At 69.5% G+C, this 20,389-nt stretch carries 14 protein-coding genes; 11 read left to right on the top strand and 3 right to left on the bottom strand.

Annotated elements, in window-relative coordinates:
- Positions 1 to 6 precede the first annotated feature (6 nt).
- The 5 genes from ACN6M5_RS18270 to ACN6M5_RS18250 are packed head-to-tail and all read left to right on the top strand — an operon-like array spanning position 7 to position 6,042.
- On the top strand, positions 7 to 1,563 hold the full coding sequence (locus tag ACN6M5_RS18270; protein ID WP_434952056.1) for a DUF2142 domain-containing protein: 1,557 nt from the start codon (positions 7 to 9) through the stop codon (positions 1,561 to 1,563).
- 30 nt (positions 1,564 to 1,593) lie between these two features.
- A complete protein-coding gene (locus ACN6M5_RS18265; RefSeq protein ID WP_434952053.1) occupies positions 1,594 to 2,328 on the top strand; it encodes a glycosyltransferase family 2 protein in 735 nt (244 codons plus the stop codon).
- Between the two features lie 2 nt (positions 2,329 to 2,330).
- Positions 2,331 to 2,708 carry a DUF2304 domain-containing protein gene (locus ACN6M5_RS18260; protein WP_085369123.1) on the top strand — a complete coding sequence of 126 codons (378 nt, stop codon included), beginning with the start codon at positions 2,331 to 2,333 and terminating at the stop codon, positions 2,706 to 2,708.
- Positions 2,709 to 2,714: 6 nt separating this feature from the next.
- Positions 2,715 to 4,304, top strand: a complete 1,590-nt coding sequence (locus tag ACN6M5_RS18255; protein ID WP_434952049.1) for a DUF2142 domain-containing protein — start codon at positions 2,715 to 2,717, stop codon at positions 4,302 to 4,304.
- Positions 4,305 to 4,329: 25 nt separating this feature from the next.
- Entirely contained in the window at positions 4,330 to 6,042 is a 1,713-nt protein-coding gene (locus ACN6M5_RS18250) for a DUF2142 domain-containing protein (protein ID WP_434952046.1), read from the top strand.
- On the opposite strand, the gene ACN6M5_RS18245 is transcribed toward ACN6M5_RS18250, so the two are convergent.
- The gene (locus tag ACN6M5_RS18245; RefSeq protein WP_085369126.1) at positions 6,017 to 7,006 is read right to left on the bottom strand and encodes a glycosyltransferase family 2 protein; all 990 of its coding nucleotides are present in this window, start codon (positions 7,004 to 7,006) and stop codon (positions 6,017 to 6,019) included. The two genes, ACN6M5_RS18250 and ACN6M5_RS18245, sit on opposite strands and share 26 nt — an antisense overlap.
- Before the next feature lie 2 nt (positions 7,007 to 7,008).
- A complete protein-coding gene (locus ACN6M5_RS18240) occupies positions 7,009 to 9,486 on the bottom strand; it encodes a glycosyltransferase (RefSeq protein ID WP_434952043.1) in 2,478 nt (825 codons plus the stop codon).
- A 137-nt stretch (positions 9,487 to 9,623) separates the two neighbouring features.
- Here ACN6M5_RS18240 and ACN6M5_RS18235 point away from each other — a divergent pair, with 137 nt between their 5' ends.
- Entirely contained in the window at positions 9,624 to 10,988 is a 1,365-nt protein-coding gene (locus tag ACN6M5_RS18235) for a hypothetical protein (protein WP_434952040.1), read from the top strand.
- Between the two features lie 6 nt (positions 10,989 to 10,994).
- Positions 10,995 to 12,476, top strand: coding sequence for a DUF2142 domain-containing protein (locus ACN6M5_RS18230; RefSeq protein WP_434952037.1), 1,482 nt, complete (start codon positions 10,995 to 10,997; stop codon positions 12,474 to 12,476).
- 28 nt (positions 12,477 to 12,504) lie between these two features.
- On the opposite strand, the gene ACN6M5_RS18225 is transcribed toward ACN6M5_RS18230, so the two are convergent.
- On the bottom strand, positions 12,505 to 15,447 hold the full coding sequence (locus ACN6M5_RS18225; RefSeq protein ID WP_434952035.1) for a rhamnosyltransferase WsaF family glycosyltransferase: 2,943 nt from the start codon (positions 15,445 to 15,447) through the stop codon (positions 12,505 to 12,507).
- Positions 15,448 to 15,513: 66 nt separating this feature from the next.
- Here ACN6M5_RS18225 and ACN6M5_RS18220 point away from each other — a divergent pair, with 66 nt between their 5' ends.
- From ACN6M5_RS18220 to ACN6M5_RS18205, 4 genes are all read left to right on the top strand, one after another.
- Positions 15,514 to 16,599 carry a glycosyltransferase family 2 protein gene (locus ACN6M5_RS18220; protein ID WP_434952032.1) on the top strand — a complete coding sequence of 362 codons (1,086 nt, stop codon included), beginning with the start codon at positions 15,514 to 15,516 and terminating at the stop codon, positions 16,597 to 16,599.
- A 173-nt stretch (positions 16,600 to 16,772) separates the two neighbouring features.
- Positions 16,773 to 18,170, top strand: a complete 1,398-nt coding sequence (locus ACN6M5_RS18215) for a glycosyltransferase (protein ID WP_434952030.1) — start codon at positions 16,773 to 16,775, stop codon at positions 18,168 to 18,170.
- A 47-nt stretch (positions 18,171 to 18,217) separates the two neighbouring features.
- The gene (locus tag ACN6M5_RS18210; protein WP_434952028.1) at positions 18,218 to 19,114 is read left to right on the top strand and encodes an ABC transporter permease; all 897 of its coding nucleotides are present in this window, start codon (positions 18,218 to 18,220) and stop codon (positions 19,112 to 19,114) included.
- Between the two features lie 2 nt (positions 19,115 to 19,116).
- Positions 19,117 to 20,376 carry an ABC transporter ATP-binding protein gene (locus ACN6M5_RS18205; protein WP_434952025.1) on the top strand — a complete coding sequence of 420 codons (1,260 nt, stop codon included), beginning with the start codon at positions 19,117 to 19,119 and terminating at the stop codon, positions 20,374 to 20,376.
- Positions 20,377 to 20,389 lie beyond the last annotated feature (13 nt).

The following is a 20,389-nucleotide window of genomic DNA, read 5'->3' as shown; positions in this document are numbered from 1 at the left end:
CGGTGCATGACCCAGCACGACGGGGACATCCGCCCCGCTCGCCGCCCGCTGACCGTGTTCGGCATCGCCTTCGGGCTGCTGTTCCTCCTGATGGCGAGCTTCTCGGTCGCCACCCCTCCCGGCGCGAGCCCGGACGAGCCTGCGCACGCCATCCGCGCCAACGCCGCGGCCCACGGCGAGCTCTGGGGGCCGGAGTCGAAGACCATCCCCGGCACCATCGACCAGACCGTCTCCACCTACTTCGCGAAACTCGAGTCGCACATGCCGTGCTTCAAGAGGAACGTGGCCGTCACGGCCTCCTGCGTCACCCCCATCCAGAACCCGGATGCGCCGACCACCGGCCACACGTCGACCACCGTGAACACGCCCGTCTTCTACGTGCTCGTCGGCTGGCCGACCGCGTTCCTCGACGGCGCGAAGGGGCTGTACGCGATGCGGCTCGTGAACGCGCTGCTCTGCTCCGCCCTGCTCGCGCTCGCCTTCACGGCACTGCGGAGCCTCCCCCGCTCCCGTTGGGCGCTCGGCGGGCTCGCGGTCGGCGTCACCCCCATGGTGCTGTTCCTCTCCGGGACGCTCAACCCGAACGGCATTGAGGTCGCGGCCTCCGCCGCGGCGTTCGCGCTCCTGCTGCTGACCTTCGGAACGCCGGCGGCCGGGCGGTGGCTGGTGCTGCGCATCCTGGGCATCGTGGTGGTCAGCCTGCTGCTGGTGAACACCAGGAGCATCGCGATGCTGTGGCTGGCGCTCGCGTTCGTGATCGCGCTGCTGCTCGGCAGGCGGGACGTGCTGCGCACGGTGTTCCGGTCGTGGCTGACCTGGGTGGGCATCGTCGTGATCGGCGCCGTCGCCGTGGCGGCGACCCTGTTCTACCTGCGGCCACGGTCGCTGACGCCCGGGTACGCGCCCGTAGGAGCGGGCAGCAGCTGGTGGCAGGGATTCTCCAACACCATCGACAACACGTTCAGCTTCATGGTCGGCTGGATCGCCCAGTTCGGCTGGCTGGAGATCCCGGCGCCTGCGCTCTCCGTGGCCGTGTGGGCGAGCGTCGGCGGCCTGGTGATCCTGCTCGGCGCGACTCTCGGCCCCCGCCCCGTGAAGATCGGCGCGCTCCTGCTGGGCCTCGCCATCGTGTTCGTGCCGCCGTTCTCGCAGGCGGCGGTCATCCACGACGCCGGATACATCTGGCAGGGCAGGTACACCATCGCACCCGCCGTGCTCCTCGCGATCCTCGCGGGGATCGGGCTCGACCGCGCCCTGCCGGCCGCCGACAGGCGGCTCACCGCCGTGATGCGCGTGTCCGTCGTGCTGCTCGGCATCGGCCAGCTCGCCGCGTTCCTGTGGATGCTCCGCCGGTACGTCACCGGGCTGCAGCCGAACCTCACCTGGATCGACATGATCAGGGCGCCGCAGTGGCAGCCGCCGGGCGGATGGCCGACCGTCGCCGTCGTGTTCGCCATCGCGACCGGGCTGTCCGTCTGGTTCCTGATCAGGGCGCTCAGCAGGACGTGCGAGAATATCGAACCGACAGCCGAGCTCCCGACCGGCCGGTCGCACCCGCTCTGACGCCCACACCGATCTAGTACGTTGACTTCCATGCCCTTCGATCTCTCCCAGACGCTGATCGTGATGCCCGCCTTCAATGAGGAGGCATCCGTCGCAGCCGTCGTCGCCGAGGTCTACGCCAAACTTCCCGGCGTCACCTGCCTCGTCGTCGACGACGGCTCGACCGACGACACGGCGCGCATCGCCAAGGAGGCGGGGGCCCTGGTCGCATCCATGCCGTTCAACATGGGGGTCGGCGGAGCACTGCGCCTCGGCTACCAGTTCGCGAGGGACAACGGCTTCTCCGTCGCCGTGCAGATCGACGCGGACGGTCAGCACGACCCTGGCAACGTGCCGTCCCTGATCGCTGCCCTCGACGGCGCAGACCTGGTGATCGGCGCCCGCTTCTCCGGCGAAGGCGACTACGAGGTTCGTGGCCCGCGCCGTTGGGCCATGAACGTGCTCTCGACCGTCCTCAGCCGCGTCGTTCGGACGCGCCTGAACGACACCACCAGCGGCTTCAAGGCCGCCGGTCCGCGCGCCATCGCCCTGTTCGCGCACTCTTTCCCCGCCGAATACCTCGGAGACACCATCGAGGCGCTGGTGATCGCCGCCCGCGGCGGTCTGCGCGTCGCCCAGGTGCCGACCTCGATGCGTCCCCGCGCTGGCGGCCAGCCGTCGCACAACCCGATCAAGGCGGCCGTCTACCTGGCCCGCGCCTTCATCGCCCTCCTCGTCGCGCTCATGCGCCCCCGCACCGCCATCAAGGAAACGGCAACGGCCTGACCATGTCGATCACCAGTTACATCTTCGGAATCCTCGCAGCCCTGCTCACCCTCGCTGTGGTGATCGAGATGCTGCGACGCGGCCGGATGCGCGAACGCCACGCGATCTGGTGGCTCATCGCCGGTGTGCTCGCGCTGATCATCGGCGTCTTCCCGACCATCCTGGACTGGGCGGCCGGACTGATCGGCGTCGGGGCTCCGGTGAACCTGGTGTTCTTCGTGAGCATCGCCGTGCTGTTCCTGGTCTGCATCCAGCACAGCTCCGAACTGACCACCCTCGAGAGCAAGACCCGCACCCTCGCAGAGCGCAGCGCTCTGCACGAGCTGCGGATCGCCGAGCTGGAGCAGCGCATCGCCGCACTCAGCGACGAAAAGGAGTAGCGCAGGGTGAGCACCACCGCCAGCATGCCGACCGCCGGCCCATCCACCCTCCCCGGCGACCGGCCCAGGGTCTGGCGCGCTTTCGTGGTGGTCTGGGTGCTGCTCTCCGCCCTCTGCGCGAGCTGGGCGATCGCCACCCCGATCGGTGCATCCCCGGACGAGCCTGCGCACATCGTCAAGGCGGCGAGCGTCGCGCGCGGCCAGTTCATCGGAACGCCATCGAAGGACGGCCACCGGGTCACCGTCCCCGCGTACGTCGCGCGCACCCAGCTGGACACCTGCTTCGCCTTCCATCAGGAGCGTCCGGCCGAGTGCGGGCTCGCCCCACTCACCGACCCTGGGGCCCTCACCACCTCGTACACCACCGCCGGGCTCTACAACCCGGTGTACTACCTGCTGGTCGGCTGGCCGACGCTGCTCCTGCACGACACCTCCGGCATCTACGCGATGCGGATCGTCAGCGGCATCGTCACCTCGCTGTTCGCCGCGCTCGCGTTCTCGATCCTGTGGGGGATGCGGCGCCGCGCCATCCCGGTGCTCGGCTTCGCGGTCGCAGTGACGCCGATGCTGCTCTTCCTCGGCGGCTCGGTGAACCCGAACGGCATCGAGGCCACGGCCACCCTCGCCGTGTTCGTCGGCATCATGGCCGCCGTGCTCGACCCTGACCGCTCCCGGCTGCTGTCGCGCGCGATGATCGTGCTGGCCGGTGGAGCGGTGGCGGTCAACACGCGCGGGCTTTCGCCGCTGTGGGTGCTGCTGGCCATCCTCATCCCGTTCGCGCTCGTCCCGTGGCGGCAGGTCGTCTCGCTGCTGCGGCGACCGCCCGTGATCGCCGCGGCGGCGGGCGTCGTGCTCGCGACCATCGCCGCCCTGGCCTGGACCGTCGGGACCAACTCGCTCTACAACGCCGTCGAGAACCCGGACCAGACGCCGCAGAGCTTCCTCGGCGTCGGCACCAACCCGCTGAGCGGCTTCTTCATCACCCTCGTGCGCACCACCGAGTACAGCCACGGCCTGATCGGCATCTTCGGCTGGCTCGACACGCCGGCCCCTCCCGAGGTGTTCTTCATCTGGTCGGCCCTCGTCGGCATCCTGCTCGCCGCCGCCCTCGTGCTCCTCCGCTCCCGGATGCTCGTCTTCGCCTGGGTGCTGTTCGGCGCCTTCATCCTGCTCCCGCCCATCGTGCAGGCCGCGTACATCACCGGAGGCGGCATCATCTGGCAGGGCAGGTACAACATGCCGCTGTTCCTCTGTCTGCTGGTGGGACACTCGGTCGTGCTCGGCCGGCGCATCCGGGTGGAGCGGGCCCCCGCGGTCTGGAGGCGGTTCGGCTGGCTCGTGGTGATCGTGCTGGCGTTCGGGCAGGTCTACGCCTTCGAGAACACGCTGCGGCGATACTCGGTGACCCCGATCGGCTCGCTCAAGCAGTTCTTGTTCGGCACGCCGGCCTGGGCGCCGCCCGGCGGCAACCTGCTGTGGCTGCTGGTGTTCACGGCGGTGGTCGTGGTGGCCGGCTGGCTGGTGCTGCGGTCCATCGACCGGGTGGCCCGTGTGGATGCACGCCTCGCCCCGACGGAGGAGCCTGCCGCGGTCTGACCGTCCGGTCCGATACCTTTGCCTCATGGGAAACCCACAGGCGGGAAGCGGCACGGTCGCGCCCGCCGCCGCTCAGGCACCGAGACGCCGCTCCATCCCGCTGAAGCCGTTCTTCGTCGCGTGGGCCGTGCTCTTCGCGCTCACCACCGCCTGGGTGTTCGCCACCCCGCCGTCCGCCTCCCCGGATGAGCCGGCCCACATCGTGCGCGCCGCGAGCGTCGTGCGGGGCGAGCTCGTCGGGACGCCGTCCCCGGCCGGCCACATCGTCACGGTGCCGCGCTACATCGCCGAATCGCACGCCGTCACCTGTTTCGCGTTCAACCCGACCGTCACGGCGAACTGCGCGTACACGCCCAGCGCCGACCCGTGGGAGAGCGTCGAGGCCCCCACCACCGCCGGGCTGTACAACCCGCTCTACTACGCCGTCGTCGGGCTCCCGTCCCTGGTCTTCCACGATGCGTCCGGGATCTACGCCATGCGCATCCTGAGCGGCCTGCTGACCACGCTGTTCGCCGCGCTCGCGTTCGCCATCGTGGCCACGATGCGCAACCGCAGGCTGCCGCTGCTGGCGTTCGCCGTGGCGGTGACGCCGATGCTGCTGTTCCTCGGCGGCTCGGTGAACCCGAGCGCCCTGGAGGCGACGGCGACCCTCGCCGTGTTCTGCGGGATGCTCGCGATCACCCTCTCCCCCGACGCCTCCCGGCTCACCGGCCGGGCCGTCGTGGTCATGGCCGGGGCCGTCGTCGCGGTCAACGCGCGCGGGCTCTCACCCCTGTGGGTGGCGCTCGCGCTCGTGGTGCCTCTGCTGCTGCTCGCCGACCGGGATGCGCTGGTCGCGCTCCTCAAACGACGCGCCGTCATCGTGCTCATCGCCGTCGTCGCCGCCGGCACCATCGCTGCCGGGCTGTGGACCGTCGGCACCAACTCGCTCGCCAACGCCATCGAGCATCCGGACCAGGCGCTCTCCTTCCCCGGCATCGGGGCGTCGCCGCTCGTCGGCTTCCAGAAGGTCTTCATCGGGACCGTCGGATACAGCCAGGGCCTCGTCGGCCTGTTCGGCTGGCTCGACACCCCTGCGCCGGATGTGGTGCTCTACCTCTGGGGGCTCGCCATCGGGGCCATCGTGGTCGGCGCCGTCGTCGTGCTGCGACGTCGCCACCTGCTCGTCGCGTGGCTGCTCGTCGCCGCCTTCCTGCTCTGCCCTGCGCTGGTGCAGGCGGCGTACATCCACGGCGGAGGGATGATCTGGCAGGGCAGGTACAACCTGCCGCTGTTCCTCTGCCTCATCGTCGGGCTCGCCGCGCTGCTCGGCGACACGGCGTTCGTGCGCGCCCCGTACGCCTGGCGGCGCATCGCGGTGATCGTGGCCGTCGGCGCCGCCGGGGCGCAGTTCTGGGCCTTCGAGTCGACGCTCCGCCGCTACGCGGTCGGCTCCAACGGCTCGATGCGCACCTACCTGTTCGGGCAGTCCGCGTGGACGCCTCCCGGGGGCACCTGGCTGTGGCTGGCCCTGTTCGCCGTGCTGCTCGTGCTGGCGACCGCGCTCCTGCTGCACGTCTCCGCGTGGTCGCGCTCCGAGGAGGACGAGGTTGCGGCGGTGGATGCCGCTGTACCTGTGGATGCCGCGCAGCCGGTGGATGCCGTGCAACCGGTGGATGCCGTGCAACCGGTGGAGGAGGCGGACGCGACCGAGCCGGCGCCCACCGCCGGTCTCACGCCGGCTGGAACAGGTCTCTGACCACATCCATCCAGCCCTGGCTCGCCAGGCGAGGGTACGCCCCGCCCGCCGCGAGCCGGAGCACGGGCACGAACCGCTTCACCCTGTTCGCCGGAAGCTCGGCGCGCGTCGCCTCGAACGCCGCCTTCTCCTCGGCGAGCGCCACCTTCGACGAGTCGACGCCGTCCGCACCGCGCAGGCTGTCCGCCAGGATGCGCGACCGCGCGGCGAGCATCCGGTTGCGGTCGCCGCGGGCGCCGAGCACGCGGCGGATCTTGTGGCCGATTGTCGGGTCGCCCGCCCCGATCTGGTTGGCGGCGTGCCGCCGGTAGCGCGTCAGCGGCTCCTCGCTCAGGTCGAGCCTGTCGCGTGCTGCGGCCTGGATGGCCAGCCACTCGTCGTGCACCCACTCGGCGGGGAACGGCGCGCACGCCGCCACCAGGTCGCGGTGCACCATGGCCGTCGCGCCCGTGGCGATGTTGCGGCGCACGAACACCGAGAACGCGCGTCCGGAGTGCACGGCCTGCCTGTCCTCCTCCGACACTTCGAGCACTCCGAAGATGGTGCCGCCGGTGGGTGCACCGTCATCGTCGATCAGCTGCGCGTCGGTGTGCAGGAAGCCGAGCCCGGGCCGCGCGTCGAACATCGCGACCAGCTTCTCCAGCTTCCGCGGCTCCCACTCGTCGTCCTGGTCGCACAGGGCGATCAGCTCACCGGTGGATGCGCGCAGCGCCTGCTCGAAGTTCGCCGTCACCCCGAGCGGCGTCTCGTTGCGCAGCAGCACTACCTCGGGGTTCCAGCCCGTCGCCGCCTCGTGCGCCCGCAGCTCCTCCTCGACCATCGCGATGGTCGCGTCCGTCGAGCCGTCGTCCGAGACGACCAGTTGCGTCGGGGGCACCGTCTGGGCGAGCACGCTCGCCAGCTGCCTGCGGATGTATGTCGCGCCGTTGAACGTGCAGAGCGCGACGGAGACCGGTCGGGTCACGGTCAGCGTCTCCCCAGCCTGCTCCGCACCTTCTTGACGACGACGGCCGGACCGCCGTTCTTCATGTAGTGGAAGAACAGGCCGACATCGTGACGCACGCCGTGCTTCTTGCGCCTGGTCGTCGCCTTGCGCGGCGCTCCGCCCGTCCCGACGACACCCTTCGCGACCAGGTCGGCCGCATGCCGGGGGTCGGAGACGAAGTCGACGAGCGGCGCGAGCACCACGCTCCAGAAGTAACGCTTGCGCACCCGCTGGATGTTGCGCTTGGCGGCCGCGATGAACTTCTCGTCGTAGAGCACGGTCTCGAGGGCGGCGGTCAGCGCATCCACGTCTCCGGACGGGACCACGACGCCGAGCTTCTCCTCCTCGACCAGCTGCGCGAAGTGGTCGCCGGCGGTGACGACCATCGGCAGCCCGGCCCACAGGTAGTCCAGGATGCGCGTGCGGAACGAGAACGTCGTCTCGACGTGCGAGAAGTGGGTGCTGACGCCCGCGTCGGCCTCGGTGAGGTAGTTCTGCCTGTCGGCGTAGTCGACCCACGAGCTGTTGAAGAACACCGAGGTGTCGAGCGCGCCGAGCTCGCTGGCGAGGGCACGGGACTCCGCGACGATCGCCATCTCCGGCACACCGGGATGCGGGTGCTTCGTGCCCTGGAAGAACAGGCGGACGTCGTCGTGCGTCTCCGACAGCTTCGCGACGGCGCTGATGAGCGACTTCGGGTCGAACCAGTTGTAGAGGCCGCCGCTCCACAGCAGGAGCTTGTCGTCGGCGCCGATCCCGGGGAGGACGCCCTTGAGCACATCCCGTTCGTGTACCGGCGCCGTCTCGGACAGGCCGAAGGGAACGACGTCGATGAGGTGGTCGAGGTCGGGATCGTCGGCGTAGTTGGCCGGGTTGATCCGGCCGAGCGCGGCGAGCTGGCCCAGGTAGAAGTGCCGCTGGCGCTCGGAGGCGCAGAGGAAGAAGTCCCCGCGTTCGAGCTGCTCGTTGAGCACGTCCGTCGCGTCGCCGACCTGCTTGTCCCACTGCTCGCGGCCGAGTTCCTTGCCCTGTTCGAGCTGCTCGAGGTGCATCGGGTCGTAGACGTCGGCGACGATGATCTTGTCCGTCTTGCGCAGGCTGTCGAACAGCGCCATCGCGAGGCCCTGGAAGACGATCACGTCGCTCTCGCGCTCCAGCTTGCGCATGGAACGGTCGTCGCCCGGCCGGATGTGCACGATGTCGAACGGCGCGGACACCGGCTCGACGCCGGACAGCGACACGAGGGTCACCAGGTTGTCCTTCGCGAGCGCCTCCGCCATGCTCCACGCCCGGATCGCCGGGCCCGCCATCTTGACGCCGATCGGGTCGCCGGTGATGACCAGCACGCGGGTCACATCCGGTGTCTCGGTGACCGGGAACGCCGTGACCAGCTTGTCGTAGCCCTCGAGGTAGTGCTCCGCCGTGTACGACGGGGCGTCGGTCTCGCCGAACAGCGACCAGATGCGGCTGTCCGAGACGACCCTGCTGCGCTGGATCTGCTCGCGCGACTCCACCAGCGACGGCAGGTGCTCGACGAACTGGTCGATCGCGTAGACGGCGGCGACGGTCTCCTTCGAGATCTCCATCGTCGGGTCGTTGGATGCGCCCTTCCGCAGGTCGAACGAGGTCGAGTCGAGCCCGCCCTTCGCCACACCGCGGCGGACGGTCAGCGCGAGCGTCGCGGGAAGCGCGTTGGCGAGCGCCTCGTCCCCGAGGTTCTTGTACTGCGTGAACAGCGCGTTCCGTTCGAGGAGGTACGTCTCCTTGAACGCGCCGAACGACGACATGGATGCGTGGTGCTTGTGATACGCCAGCGATGCGGGCTCGTAGACGTAGCGGTGGCCGAGCAGGTTGAGTCGCCAGCCCAAGTCCACGTCTTCGAAGAACATGAAGTACCGCTCGTCGAACCCGCCGAGCTGGTCGTACACCGACCGGCGGACGAACATCGCGGATCCCGTGCCGAACAGCACGTCGTGCGGCACATCCGGCGTGCTCGGCACCGGCTGGGCGGTGAGCGGCTTGTATCCCTGGCCGAACCAGGTCATCGCCGACCCGATGAAGTCGACGTTCTGGCCCTCCCAGTCGAGCACGCGACTGGCGACAGCGCCGACCGACGGGCTCGACTCGAACCGCTCGACGGCGGCACGAACCCAGGCCGCATCCGGCTTGGCGTCGTTGTTGAGGAAGGCGACGTACTCGCCGCTCGCCTCCTTCACCCCCAGGTTGCAGCCGCCGGCGAACCCGAGGTTCGTCTTCGACTCGACGAGCAGCACGTGCGGCGCCGCCGACCGGATGCGCGCGGCGCTGTCGTCGCCTGAGGCGTTCTCGACCACCACGATCTCGAGACGGTCGGCCGGCCAGTCCAGGCGGCCGAGGTGTTCGATGGCGGTGAGCGTGTCGTCGGTTCCCCGGAAGTTGACCAGGACGACCGAGACGACTCCGTGACGCGTTGCAGGCATACGGTCCTTTCGCATGGGCGTGTGCGCCCGCCAGCTTACCAAGGCGTACTGTGGCGGCCGCGTCGTGCGCCCCTCCCAGCGACCGATTGCTAAGCTGGCGCAGTTCGCCGCCCACGAGCGTAAGGCCTCACATCAGCATGGAAACCGAGTCGACAGCCCCCGAGGGGCGACGCGGCTTCTTCGCGCGCGTGTTCTCGCGGAGCGCCATCGCGCCCGCCGTGCTCATCATCGCGTCGCTGCTCGTCGGCATCGTGCAGGTGCCGGGCCACCGCGGCGTCTCCCCCGTCGACGAGTACGTCTACATCGACTACTTCGCCAAGATGGGGCACCAGCTCACCGTGAACCGCGGAGAGCCGACCGGCACGTACGCCCGCCAGCAGCTGGGCTGCCGCGGGCTGCGGCTGCTCGCCCCGAGCCCGGATGCGCGCTGCGACCTCTCCAACGCGAAGAACGCCGAGCTGTTCCCGTTCCACGGCGCCACCTCTGCGTACATCTACACCCCGCTGTACTTCGGCATCACGCGCATCCTGGCCGAGTCGCTGGTGTTCCTCGGCGTCGACCTGGTGGATGCCGGACGGTTCGTCGGGGCGCTCTGGCTGGCCGCCGCCGCCCTGTTCCTCTATCTGGCGCTGCGACGGCTGAAGGTGCATCCGGTGGCCGCGACCGGTGTCGGGCTGCTGATGATCGGCTCGCTGCCCGCGTACTGGTCGAACACGTACATCAGCACGGATGCGACCGCGCTGTTCGCCGGCGGCCTGATGCTGTACCTCGCCACCCTGGCCGACAGTAGACGCGGCTACGTGTGGTTCGCCGCCGGTGCCGCGTTCGTCACGCTGCTGAAGGTGCAGAACCTCGCCGCCGTCGCCGCGGCCGTGTTCTTCCTGATCATCCGCGCCGGCATCGACGCGTACCGCACCCGCACATCCCGGGCCGGCTGGATCGGCCGCACGTTCGCCGATGGCCGGACCATCACGGGCATCGTCTCGGTGGTGGTGTCGATGGTCCTGCAGCTGGCCTGGACCGTCTACAGCTCGGTCTCCGCGGTCGGCCCTGCGCCCGACATGGGCAAGGTGCGACCGCTCGGGATCACGTCGCTGATCCTGCAGTCCGGCCTCTTTATCGACGGCTCGGCCCGCGGCGTCGGCGACACGACCACCTTCCTCAAGGGGCCCGGCCTCATCTCGAACTACGCGGTCGCCTGGGTCACCATCGCCGGCGTGATCGGCCTGCTGATGGTCGCACGCTGGGGCGGCCGTCGTGCCGCCGTCGCGTGGGCCACGTTCGCCGCCGCCGTCATCTCGGCCCCGCTGCTGTCGATCGTGACGTATGCCGCCCTCGGCACATACCCCGATCCGCCGCCTGCGCGCTACGGCATCTCGCTCATCCCGTTCTTCCTCGCCTGCGCCGCCCTGCTGCTGGCGAAGCGTCCCGTTCCGCGCTGGATCATGGCGGGCGTCGGCGGCGTCGTCTTCATCGCCTCCCTCTTCATCCCGCAGGGCTGACCGGGGATGCGGTTTCCACTGAGACTGTTCGCCGCCGTCTTCTGCACCCTGTTCGTGCTGCTCACCGCGTGGTCGCTCGCGACGCCGATCTACGCCGTGCCGGACGAGGCGTCGCACACCGTGCGTGCCACGACGGCCGTTCGCGGTCAGATCGTGGGCGACGGGAAGTACTTCGACGCGCCCGCCTACCTCTACATCCCCGGCGCGGGCGGCTGCTTCGCCGGGCAGCCGAGCGTCACGCCTGCGTGCGTCGGCAGCTCGGACGCCTCGCCGGGAGAGACGCGCCGCTCGATCAGCACGGCGTACACCAACAGCCCCGTCTACTACCTCGTGGTCGGCCTGCCGTCGCTGGTGTTCTCCGGCGAGGCGGCCATCCACGCCATGCGCATCTTCTCCGGGGCCGTCGCCGCAGCCCTGATCGCGGTGCTCGCCGCGCTCGTCCGCACCTGGCCGGGCGCGCGCTGGTCGCTGCTGCTCCCGGTGGGCGCGCTCACCCCGATGGTGTTCTTCCTCGGCGGCGCGATCAACCCGAACGCCGTCGAAGCGGCGTCCGCAGGCGCCCTGCTCGTATCGCTGCTGACCATTGCCAGGCATCGGCCGACCGGGTGGCGGCTTTGGCTGTCCGGCGTGACCGCCGTGGTCTCCGCGGCACTCGTCACCGGCGGCCGCAGCCTCGGGATGCTGTGGCTCCTCCTCATCGCCGTCTCCGTCGTGCTCGCCATGCGGAAGGCGGACTGGGAGTATCTGCTGCGCCGCGCATCCACCTGGGTCGTGCTCGCGCTGCTGGCTGTCGTGGGAGCCGGGCAGTTGTTCTGGTTCACGCGGCCGGAGAACCAGGTGAAGGCGCAGCTGGAGCCGACGCCCGGCAGCCTGTTCACCGTTGCGCAGACGATGGTGGAGAACACGTTCTCGTACTGGAAGCAGCTAATCGGGCTGTTCGGCACCGTGGATGTGTGGGCCCCGGATGCGGTGATCGTGATCTGGTTCGGCGTGCTCTCGCTGGTCGTGCTGGTCCCCGTGGTGCTCGGGCGCGGACGCGAACGGTGGATCGCACTCGGCTTCGTCGGCGCGCTGCTCGTGATCCCGGTCGTCATCCAGGTGGCGCTCTGGCGTCAGGTCGGCGACGTCTGGCAGGGACGGTACATGCTCGCGATCGTGCTGGTCCTGGCGATCTGGGGCGGCATGGCACTCGACAGGGCGGAGGTCGGCGTCGGCTCGCGCAACACGGTCGCCGCGCTCCGCGCCGCCGCCGTGGTGCTCGCCGTCGGCCAGCTCGCCGCGTTCGCGTTCACGCTCCGCCGCTACGCCGCGGGCTCCACCTCGTGGACTGCGGCCTTCTTCAGCCCCACCTGGCAGCCCCCGGGCGGCGTCGTCCCGCTCACGCTCGCCGTCGTGCTCGCGCTCGCCTTCTTCACGGTCGGCACGTTCCGGTCCCTCCCCCGCCTCCTGAAAATCGAGCCCGAAGTTATTCACGCGACACGCCGTTAGGGGGCGTGAACAACTTCGGACTCGATTTTCAGGGGGCGATGGTGCGAGGCGCCGTGGAGGGGATGGCCTCGGCCTCCGGGTCGCAGAGGTAGTCGTAGAGGTGGTCGAGGGCGGCGTCCCAGTCGGAGTGCGCGGCGTCGATGGTGGCGACGCCCGCCGCCTGGATGGCGCGACGCTTCTGTGCATCCAGCACCAGCTCGTCGATCCCGGCGACCACGTCGTCGTAGGTCATCATCGTGGTGCGCGCGTTCTCGTCCGGGTGGAACAGCCAGCGGAACCAGTCGGAGTCGGGCGCGACCATCGCCACCCCGCTCGCCATCAGTTCGAGCGGCAGATAGGACGGGTGCCGGGAGATCTGCATGGTGACGCCGATGTCCGTCTCGCGGTACAGACGGCCGGTGGCGCGGTAGTCGAGCAGGCCGAGGTCGATGAAGTCGGCGCTCGGCGGCAGGTACTTGGCGCCGGCCGCGATGATCCGCACATGGTCGCCGTGCCTGCGCTTGATCTCGCTGAGCGCCGCGAACACCAGCTCCCAGCAGTTGCGGAAGTGGTCGCGGGCGTAGGCGAAGATCGTCACCGGCTCGTCATCACCGCGCTCCCTGCGGCCGATGGGATGGTAGATGCCCCTGTCGACCGCCGGGGTGAAGTACGTGGCGGTACCGCCGTATCCGCCGGCGTAGATGTCGTGCATGCTCTCGGTGTTGCAGATGCCGTAGAGGCCGAGCTTGTACGTCTGCTCGGTCATCGCGAACATCGTGCTCGCCGGGTAGAACGAGGGCTCGTAGTCCTGGATGAGGTAGAACTTGCGGGGTGTGCCCGGCGTCTTGGCCACATCCACCGCCGTCAGCCAGAACGTCGCGATGGCGACGTCGGCGGGAGGGACCTCGGCGATGCCGGCGTCGTCCCCGTAGTAGTGGCCGACCTCCGACCCCGCCAGACCGGGGAAGGCGGCGACGATGGCCGACTCGTAGAACTCGTTGTTCGGGTGGCCGTTGATCAGGAACCGGTTGACGACGCCGTGCTCGCGCGCGAGCTTGTCCGCGATGCGGAACGTGGTGTTGACCCCGCCGAAGAACGGCATGTCGAAACCGGGCAGCAGCCAGTTGATCGTGCGCACCTCGCGGCGGCCGGTCGTGGAGGCGTGCGACTCGACGACGGCGGCGACCTCCTCCGCGGAGATGGTCGCGAGCGACATCAGCGCCGTCGCGTCCTCCGAGATGGTCGACTTCTGCGCGTCGGAGCGGTACTCGCGGCCGAGCCCGGCCATCGCCAGCTGCAGCGGCGACGGGTCGTCTGCCGCGGCGAACCGCGGAACCTCGGTGAGACGGCACACGTTCGGCGAGATGTACGGGTCGCCCGCCGCGAGCCACGGGTGGTAGCGCCAGTAGCTCGCGAACGAGTCAGCGCGCGGGGCGTGAGCGCCCCGCGTCAGCGACTCGAAGTGCCGAACGGCGTCGAACGGGATGACGACGTTGCGCCTGCCCCGGATGATCTGGTCCAGCCCGAGCACCACGTCGCTGCCCGTCAGCTGGAAGCGCTCGTCGAACCCGCCGACCTCGTCGAACAGCTCGCGGCGGATCGCGACGCAGGCCGCCGTGACGGCGAGCGTGTTCCTGTACCAGCGCACAGGGCCGAGCAGGCTGTCGTCGTCCGGGCTCATCCCGGCGAACAGGTTCGCAGCGAACCCGCCAGGGCCGATCATCACGCCGCCGTGCTGCACGAGGCCGTCGTCGTTCCTGTGCTGGTAGCCGACCGTGCCGACGCCCTCGCGGTGCAGCATCCCGACCAGCTCGCGCAGCCAGTCCGGGTCGACGATCTCGGTGTCGTCGTTGAGGAACACCAGCACGTCGCCGTCGGTGGCCGCCGCGGTGACGGTGTTCACGCGGGAGTAGTTGAACGGCTCCTCGTCCCACCAGACGTGGCGGATGGGGAGACCGGCGTCGAGCGCCGCATACCAGGCCTCGTGCTCCTCCGTCTCTCCCCCGTTGTCGACGACCGTGACGTCGAAGGAGGGGTAGTCGGTGCCGGCGAGGCTGGGCAGCAGCCGGTCCAAATTGGCGGTGGAGTGCTTCGTCGGGATGACGATGGACACGCTCGGCCAGGTCTCCAGCTCGAACGCGACGCGCACGATCCCGTTGCTCACCTGGGCGGTGGCCGCTTCGCCGCGCTCGCGCAGGGAGCGCTGCACCATCGCGGCGTCCTGCTCCGTCGCATCCCGGATCGGGGCGGCGGGCGTCGACAACAGGATGTGCGGGATGAGGCCGACGACCGCATCCGACAGCTCGGTGCCGAGCAGCAGCTTCCAGATGCCGTGGGAGTCGAGGGTGGCGCGTTCGTCGGCGGCGGCCGCCGCGGCGCGGATGGCGAAGGCCCTGCCGAGGTAGTTGACGCCGAGCATGATCTCCGGCGACCAGGCGGGACGGAACCGCGGTGCGATGCGCTCGCCTGTGCTCGTGACCTGGTCGGTGTCGAAGGCGATCACCCGGCGCACGGGGTCGACCCTGTGCTCCTTCGCCACCTGCTCGAGCGCCGCCGGATCGAGGACGGAGCCGGCGGTGAGGAACATTGCGAACTGCTCCTCCGCCCCGGAGAGCACCTCGGCCAGCGGGGTTCCGGTGACGGCGACGACCGTTCTGGCCGTGACCGAGCGCTGCGCTGCGACGCTCGCGACGGTGGCGGCGACGGCGTCGCGCTCCCGATCGTCCGGATGCGCGGACGACTCGACCACCACGACGAACGTCGTCTCCTGATGGTCGCTGGGCAGCGGTTCGAGGGCGGGCTGCTCTGCCCGCCATTCGGCGTAGTCGGTGAGCCCCGGCCCCTCGTGGACCTGCTCGGGCTCCTGCGTGTGCAAGGTGTCGCGGAAGCTGCGGGCCGCGCCACGGGTTGCGCGGAGAACACGACGGGGGGCCGACTCGGGCGGAAGCATCGATCGGAACGCGCGTCCGGCACTGTCCTTCCAGGGGTTCATCCGGGCAAGTCTAGCGGCGGAGTGGTTGTCGCCGGTCATCTAGACTGTGCGGCGAGGAGGCAGCGAGTGAAGTTGGCGATGACCATGATGGTGCGCGACGAAGTCGACATCGTCGGTGCGATGCTCGATCACCACCTCCGGCAGGGCGTCGACGTGATCATCGTGACCGACAACGGCTCCGTCGACGGCACGTACGAGCTGCTGCAGGGCTATGCGGAGCGCGGCGTCGTCGACCTGCGCAGCGATCCCGTGCACCAGAAGCAGCAGGGCGTCACCGTGACCCGGATGGCGCGCGAGGCGAAGACCGTGCACGGCGCGGACTGGGTCATCAACGCGGACGCCGACGAGTTCTGGCTGCCTGCCCGCCCCGGCATCACACTGAAAGAGGCGTTCGAGAACATCCCGGTGAGCATCCAGGCGTTCGACGTGCCCGTGCACGACATGATCGGGCCTGCGGCCATCGCCGGTTCCGGCCTGCAGCGGCTCGCCTACCGTGACCTGCGGTCGGTGGATGCACTGCACCGCGTCGGCCTCAGGGCGCACGCCACCCACGACGCCGCCCACATCGGAGACGCGGAGGTCGAGGTGGTGCAGGGCAACCACTTCGTCAGCCTGGAGAACCGCGGCCCTGTGCCGGAGGGCTTCGAGGTCGAGGTGCTGCACTTCCCCTGGCGCTCCTGGGAGCAGTACAGCAGGAAGGTGCGCAACGCCGGCAGCGCGTACGAGAACGCGCCGGACCTCACCCCCAGCCCCAACCACCACGGGATGCGCGACTACCGCCGCCTGCTCGACGGCGTCCTCTTCCCCCTCTACCTCTGCCGCCACCCGGACGACGCAGAGCTGGCCGAGGGGATCGCCTCCGGAGAGTACGTGCTCGACCGCAGGATCGCGGACACCGTCCCCTCCCCCGTCGCCGACGTCCCGGTCGACGAGGAGTCCGTCTCCGAGGCGCGCGCGATCGGCCTCGCCATCGCAGACCTCGACAGGCGCGTCGCCGCCGCGGACGCCCAGGCGACAGGCCTGGAGCGTGAGGTCGACGAGCTGAAGGCGGAGAACCAGGGTCTGCGAGAGTTCATAGACCGCCTCACCTCCCGCCGCATCGTGCGGATGGCGGACGGCGCCGCCAGACTGCTGGGCCGCGGCCGCCGCTGAGCGGCGACGGAGCCGGGACCGGGCGCGTCCTGGTCACACCGATCTCCCCGATTGCAGTGGTAGCCTGCCGACGGCTTTTCGTGCTGGGCGTGCCCGACGCGGGCGAGAAGCACGTCAGCAGACGCCAGAATGCCCTGGCGCACCCACACGTGCAAGCAGGAGACTCTTATTCCATGACGTCCACACCGTCGCAGATCGAAACCGCAGCAGGGGGCGCGGAGACCAAGCGCCGCATCCTGGTCGTCACCCCGGACACCCTCGGTGAGCTGATGGCCGGGCCGGCGATCCGCGCCTGGGAGATCGCGAAGGCGCTCTCCGAGTTCGCCGACGTCCGCCTCGTCTCCACGAACAGGGCCGAGATCAGCTCCGACGCCTTCCCCGTGCACTTCGCAGACGATTCAGGGCTGCACGAGCACGTGGACTGGGCGGAGGTCCTGGTGTTCCAGGGGCACATCCTGCGCACCCACCAGTGGATCAAAGACACCGACACGATCATCGTGGCCGACATCTACGACCCGATGCACCTGGAGCAGCTCGAGCAGGGCAAAGACCTGGGGCCCGCCGACAGGCTCGCCGTCGCCATCGACACCGTCGAGGTGCTGAACGACCAGCTGGAACGCGCGGACTTCATGGTCTGCGCCTCCGAGAAGCAGCGCGACTTCTGGCTCGGCCAGCTCGCCGGGCTCGCCAGGATCAACCCGGCCACGTACGACAGGGACCCGAGCCTGCGCTCCCTGCTCGACGTCGCACCGTTCGGCGTCGAGAACGACGCCCCCGTGCAGCGCGCCCACGGCATCAAGGGCACCGTCCCCGGCATCGGGCCGGACGACAAGGTCATCATCTGGGGCGGCGGCATCTACAACTGGTTCGACCCGCTGACCCTCATCGAGGCCGTCGCCATCGCGGCCAAGGCCCACCCCGACCTGCGCCTCTACTTCCTCGGCGCGAGCCACCCCAACCCGAACATCCCGACCATGCGGATGGCCGTGGAGGCCCGCAAGCGCGCGGAAGACCTGGGACTCACCGGCAGCGTCGTGTTCTTCAACGACTCCTGGGTGCCGTACACCGAGCGAGCAGACTTCCTGCTCGACGCCGACCTCGGCGTGAGCACCCACTACGACCACCTCGAGACGGCGTTCAGCTTCCGCACGCGCATCCTGGACTACCTGTGGGCGTCGCTGCCGATCGTCAGCACGGGCGGGGACACCTTCGCCGAGCTCATCCGCGACAACGAGCTGGGCCGCGTCGTGCCGCCGGAAGACGTGGATGCGCTGGCCACCGCCATCGAGGAGCTCCTCTTCGACGCCGACGAGCGCACCCGCATCGCCGGGAACGTCGAGCGCTTCGCCGCCGGGATGACCTGGGCCACCTCGCTCACGCCGCTCATCGAGTTCTGCAAGAACCCGACGCCGGCTCCCGACCGCGTCCGGGGCATCGTCTCCGAGCGCACCAGGATCAACAACGACCTGCACAAGCGCATCGCCGGACTCGAGAACAGCTCGTCCTGGCGGCTCACCCGGCCGCTGCGCGCGGTGATGGGACGACTGCCCGGCCGACGCGCCGAGCTATAATCCATCGAGCGCGCGACACCGATACCCCGACACAGATTGACGACTGAATGACTGCACAGGATCGATACCTTGCGCTCTCCCAAGAGCGGATGGTGACGGTCGGAGGCGACAGCAAAGCCGGATCGTGGCACTCGCTGCGCGAGATCTTCCGCCACCGCGAGCTCCTCTCCCTCCTCGTCCGCCGCGACCTGAAGTCGCGCTACAAAGACAGCGTGCTCGGCTTCGTCTGGACGCTCGTGCGCCCGCTGACGCAGCTGCTCATCTACGCGATCGTCATCGGCAAGGTGCTCGGGGCTGCGAAGAACATCCCCGACTTCGCGATCTACGTCTTCACCGGTCTGACGGTCTACTCGCTGTTCTCCGAGATCATCAGCGGCACCACGGCATCCATCGTCGGCAACTCCGGGCTGATCAAGAAGATCTACCTGCCGCGCGAGATCTTCCCGCTGGCGAGCGTGGGCTCCGCCATCTTCAACTTCCTGATCCAGTTCGTGATCCTGCTGGTTGCGACCATCGTGATCGGCAAGCCGCCGCTGCACGCCGAGACGTGGTACCTCATCCCGTCTGTGCTCCTGCTGCTGGTGTTCGGCACGGCGTTCGGCCTGCTGCTGTCCGCGATCAACGTGTACCTGCGCGACGTGCAGTATCTCGTCGAGGTCGTGCTGCTGCTCCTGCTCTGGGCGTCGCCGATCGTCTACTCCTGGACGATGGTCCGGGATGCGCTCGGGCACTCGCTCGCGCTCGACATCTACACGGACAACCCGGTGACCCTCGCCGTGCTCGGCTTCCAGAAGGCCATGTGGGTCGGCGGCCAGGGCGTCGCGGAGTACCCCGACTTCCTCCTGCTGCGCATGGGCATCGCCTTCGTGATCGGCATCGTCCTCCTCCTCGGCTTCCAGCGGGTGTTCTCGCGGCTGCAGGGCAACTTCGCGCAGGTGGTGTGACGATGACGACCAACATCACGCAGAGCAACACGGCGACCGGTGCGGAGGGCGAGGCCCCCGAGGTCGTTCGCGTCGCCGACGTCTCCAAGCGCTTCGTCATCCGCAAGGACAACTCCCTCAAGGAGCGGCTGGTGGCGTTCGGCCGCGGCCGCCAGCACCGCGAGGAGTTCTGGGCGCTCAAAGACGTCAACCTGACCATGCGCGCGGGAACGACCGTGGCGCTGATCGGCCACAACGGTTCCGGCAAGTCCACCCTGCTCAAGGTCATCGGCGGCATCATCGACCCGACCTCCGGCAGCGTCTCCCGCCGCGGGCGCATCGCCGCCCTGCTCGAACTCGGCGCCGGGTTCCACCCCGACCTCACCGGACGCGAGAACGTCTACCTCAACGCCTCCATCCTCGGCCTCAGCCGGGAGCAGACCGAGGAGCGCTTCGACGAGATCCTGAGCTTCTCCGGCATCGGCGACTTCATCGACACGCAGGTCAAGTTCTACTCGTCCGGCATGTACGTGCGCCTGGCGTTCGCCGTCGCCGTGCACACCGACCCCGACCTGCTCCTGGTCGACGAGGTCCTGGCGGTCGGCGACGAGGCGTTCCAGCGCAAGTGCCTGGACAAGATCCGCTCGTTCCAGGAGGAGGGGCGCACGATCATCCTCGTGACGCACAACCTCAACCAGGTGACGGAGCTGGCTGACAGGGCCGTGCTGCTCAACCGCGGCCAGGTCGTCTTCGACGGCGACCCGGGCGACGCCGTCACGGAGTTCAGGAACATCCTGGAGGACCGCCGCGTCGTCGAGGCCGAGGCGGAGGCCGCCGTGCAGGCGAACAAGCACCCCGGCGTCACCGTGGAGCACGGCCGCGTCGTGGACGCCCGCGTGTTCGCCGTCGGCCGCGAACCCGGCGAACCCGTCCAGCCGGGCGACGACGTGCGCATCGAGGTCACCCTGGAGCACGACTCCGGCATCGACGACTGGATGTGCGCCATCCAGATCGACAACACGATGGGCCAGGCGGTCTACGGCACCACCACCGCCCGCATCGGCGCCGACCTGTCCAGGCTCAAGGAGCGCCGCACCGTCGGCATCGTGCTCAAGGACGCCCAGTTCGGCGCAGGCAAGTACTTCGTCAACGCCTCCCTCATGGACAGCGCGGGCCGTCACCTCTCCGACATGCCGCAGGCGTGCTCGTTCGATGTGCCGTACTACCCGCTCGCGGTGGGTGTCATCCACGCGGTCCCGGAGGTCATCGACCTCTCCTCCTGACCACCCGCCAGCA

It is taken from the genome of Leifsonia araucanica, from assembly GCF_051161895.1.
Lineage (GTDB): Bacteria > Actinomycetota > Actinomycetes > Actinomycetales > Microbacteriaceae > Leifsonia.
This window is presented reverse-complemented; position numbering and strand designations above follow the sequence as displayed.

What these genes read in the sequence shown, in the direction of transcription:
- ACN6M5_RS18265 (WP_434952053.1), top strand. Translation starts at nt 1,594, where the DNA reads ATGCCCTTCGATCTCTCCCAGACGCTGATCGTGATGCCCGCCTTCAAT.
- ACN6M5_RS18235 (WP_434952040.1), top strand. Translation starts at nt 9,624, where the DNA reads ATGGAAACCGAGTCGACAGCCCCCGAGGGGCGACGCGGCTTCTTCGCG.
- ACN6M5_RS18260 (WP_085369123.1), top strand. Translation starts at nt 2,331, where the DNA reads ATGTCGATCACCAGTTACATCTTCGGAATCCTCGCAGCCCTGCTCACC.
- ACN6M5_RS18205 (WP_434952025.1), top strand. Translation starts at nt 19,117, where the DNA reads ATGACGACCAACATCACGCAGAGCAACACGGCGACCGGTGCGGAGGGC.
- ACN6M5_RS18225 (WP_434952035.1), bottom strand. Translation starts at nt 15,447, where the DNA reads ATGAACCCCTGGAAGGACAGTGCCGGACGCGCGTTCCGATCGATGCTT.
- ACN6M5_RS18215 (WP_434952030.1), top strand. Translation starts at nt 16,773, where the DNA reads ATGACGTCCACACCGTCGCAGATCGAAACCGCAGCAGGGGGCGCGGAG.
- ACN6M5_RS18230 (WP_434952037.1), top strand. Translation starts at nt 10,995, where the DNA reads ATGCGGTTTCCACTGAGACTGTTCGCCGCCGTCTTCTGCACCCTGTTC.
- ACN6M5_RS18210 (WP_434952028.1), top strand. Translation starts at nt 18,218, where the DNA reads ATGACTGCACAGGATCGATACCTTGCGCTCTCCCAAGAGCGGATGGTG.
- ACN6M5_RS18270 (WP_434952056.1), top strand. Translation starts at nt 7, where the DNA reads ATGACCCAGCACGACGGGGACATCCGCCCCGCTCGCCGCCCGCTGACC.
- ACN6M5_RS18250 (WP_434952046.1), top strand. Translation starts at nt 4,330, where the DNA reads ATGGGAAACCCACAGGCGGGAAGCGGCACGGTCGCGCCCGCCGCCGCT.
- ACN6M5_RS18240 (WP_434952043.1), bottom strand. Translation starts at nt 9,486, where the DNA reads ATGCCTGCAACGCGTCACGGAGTCGTCTCGGTCGTCCTGGTCAACTTC.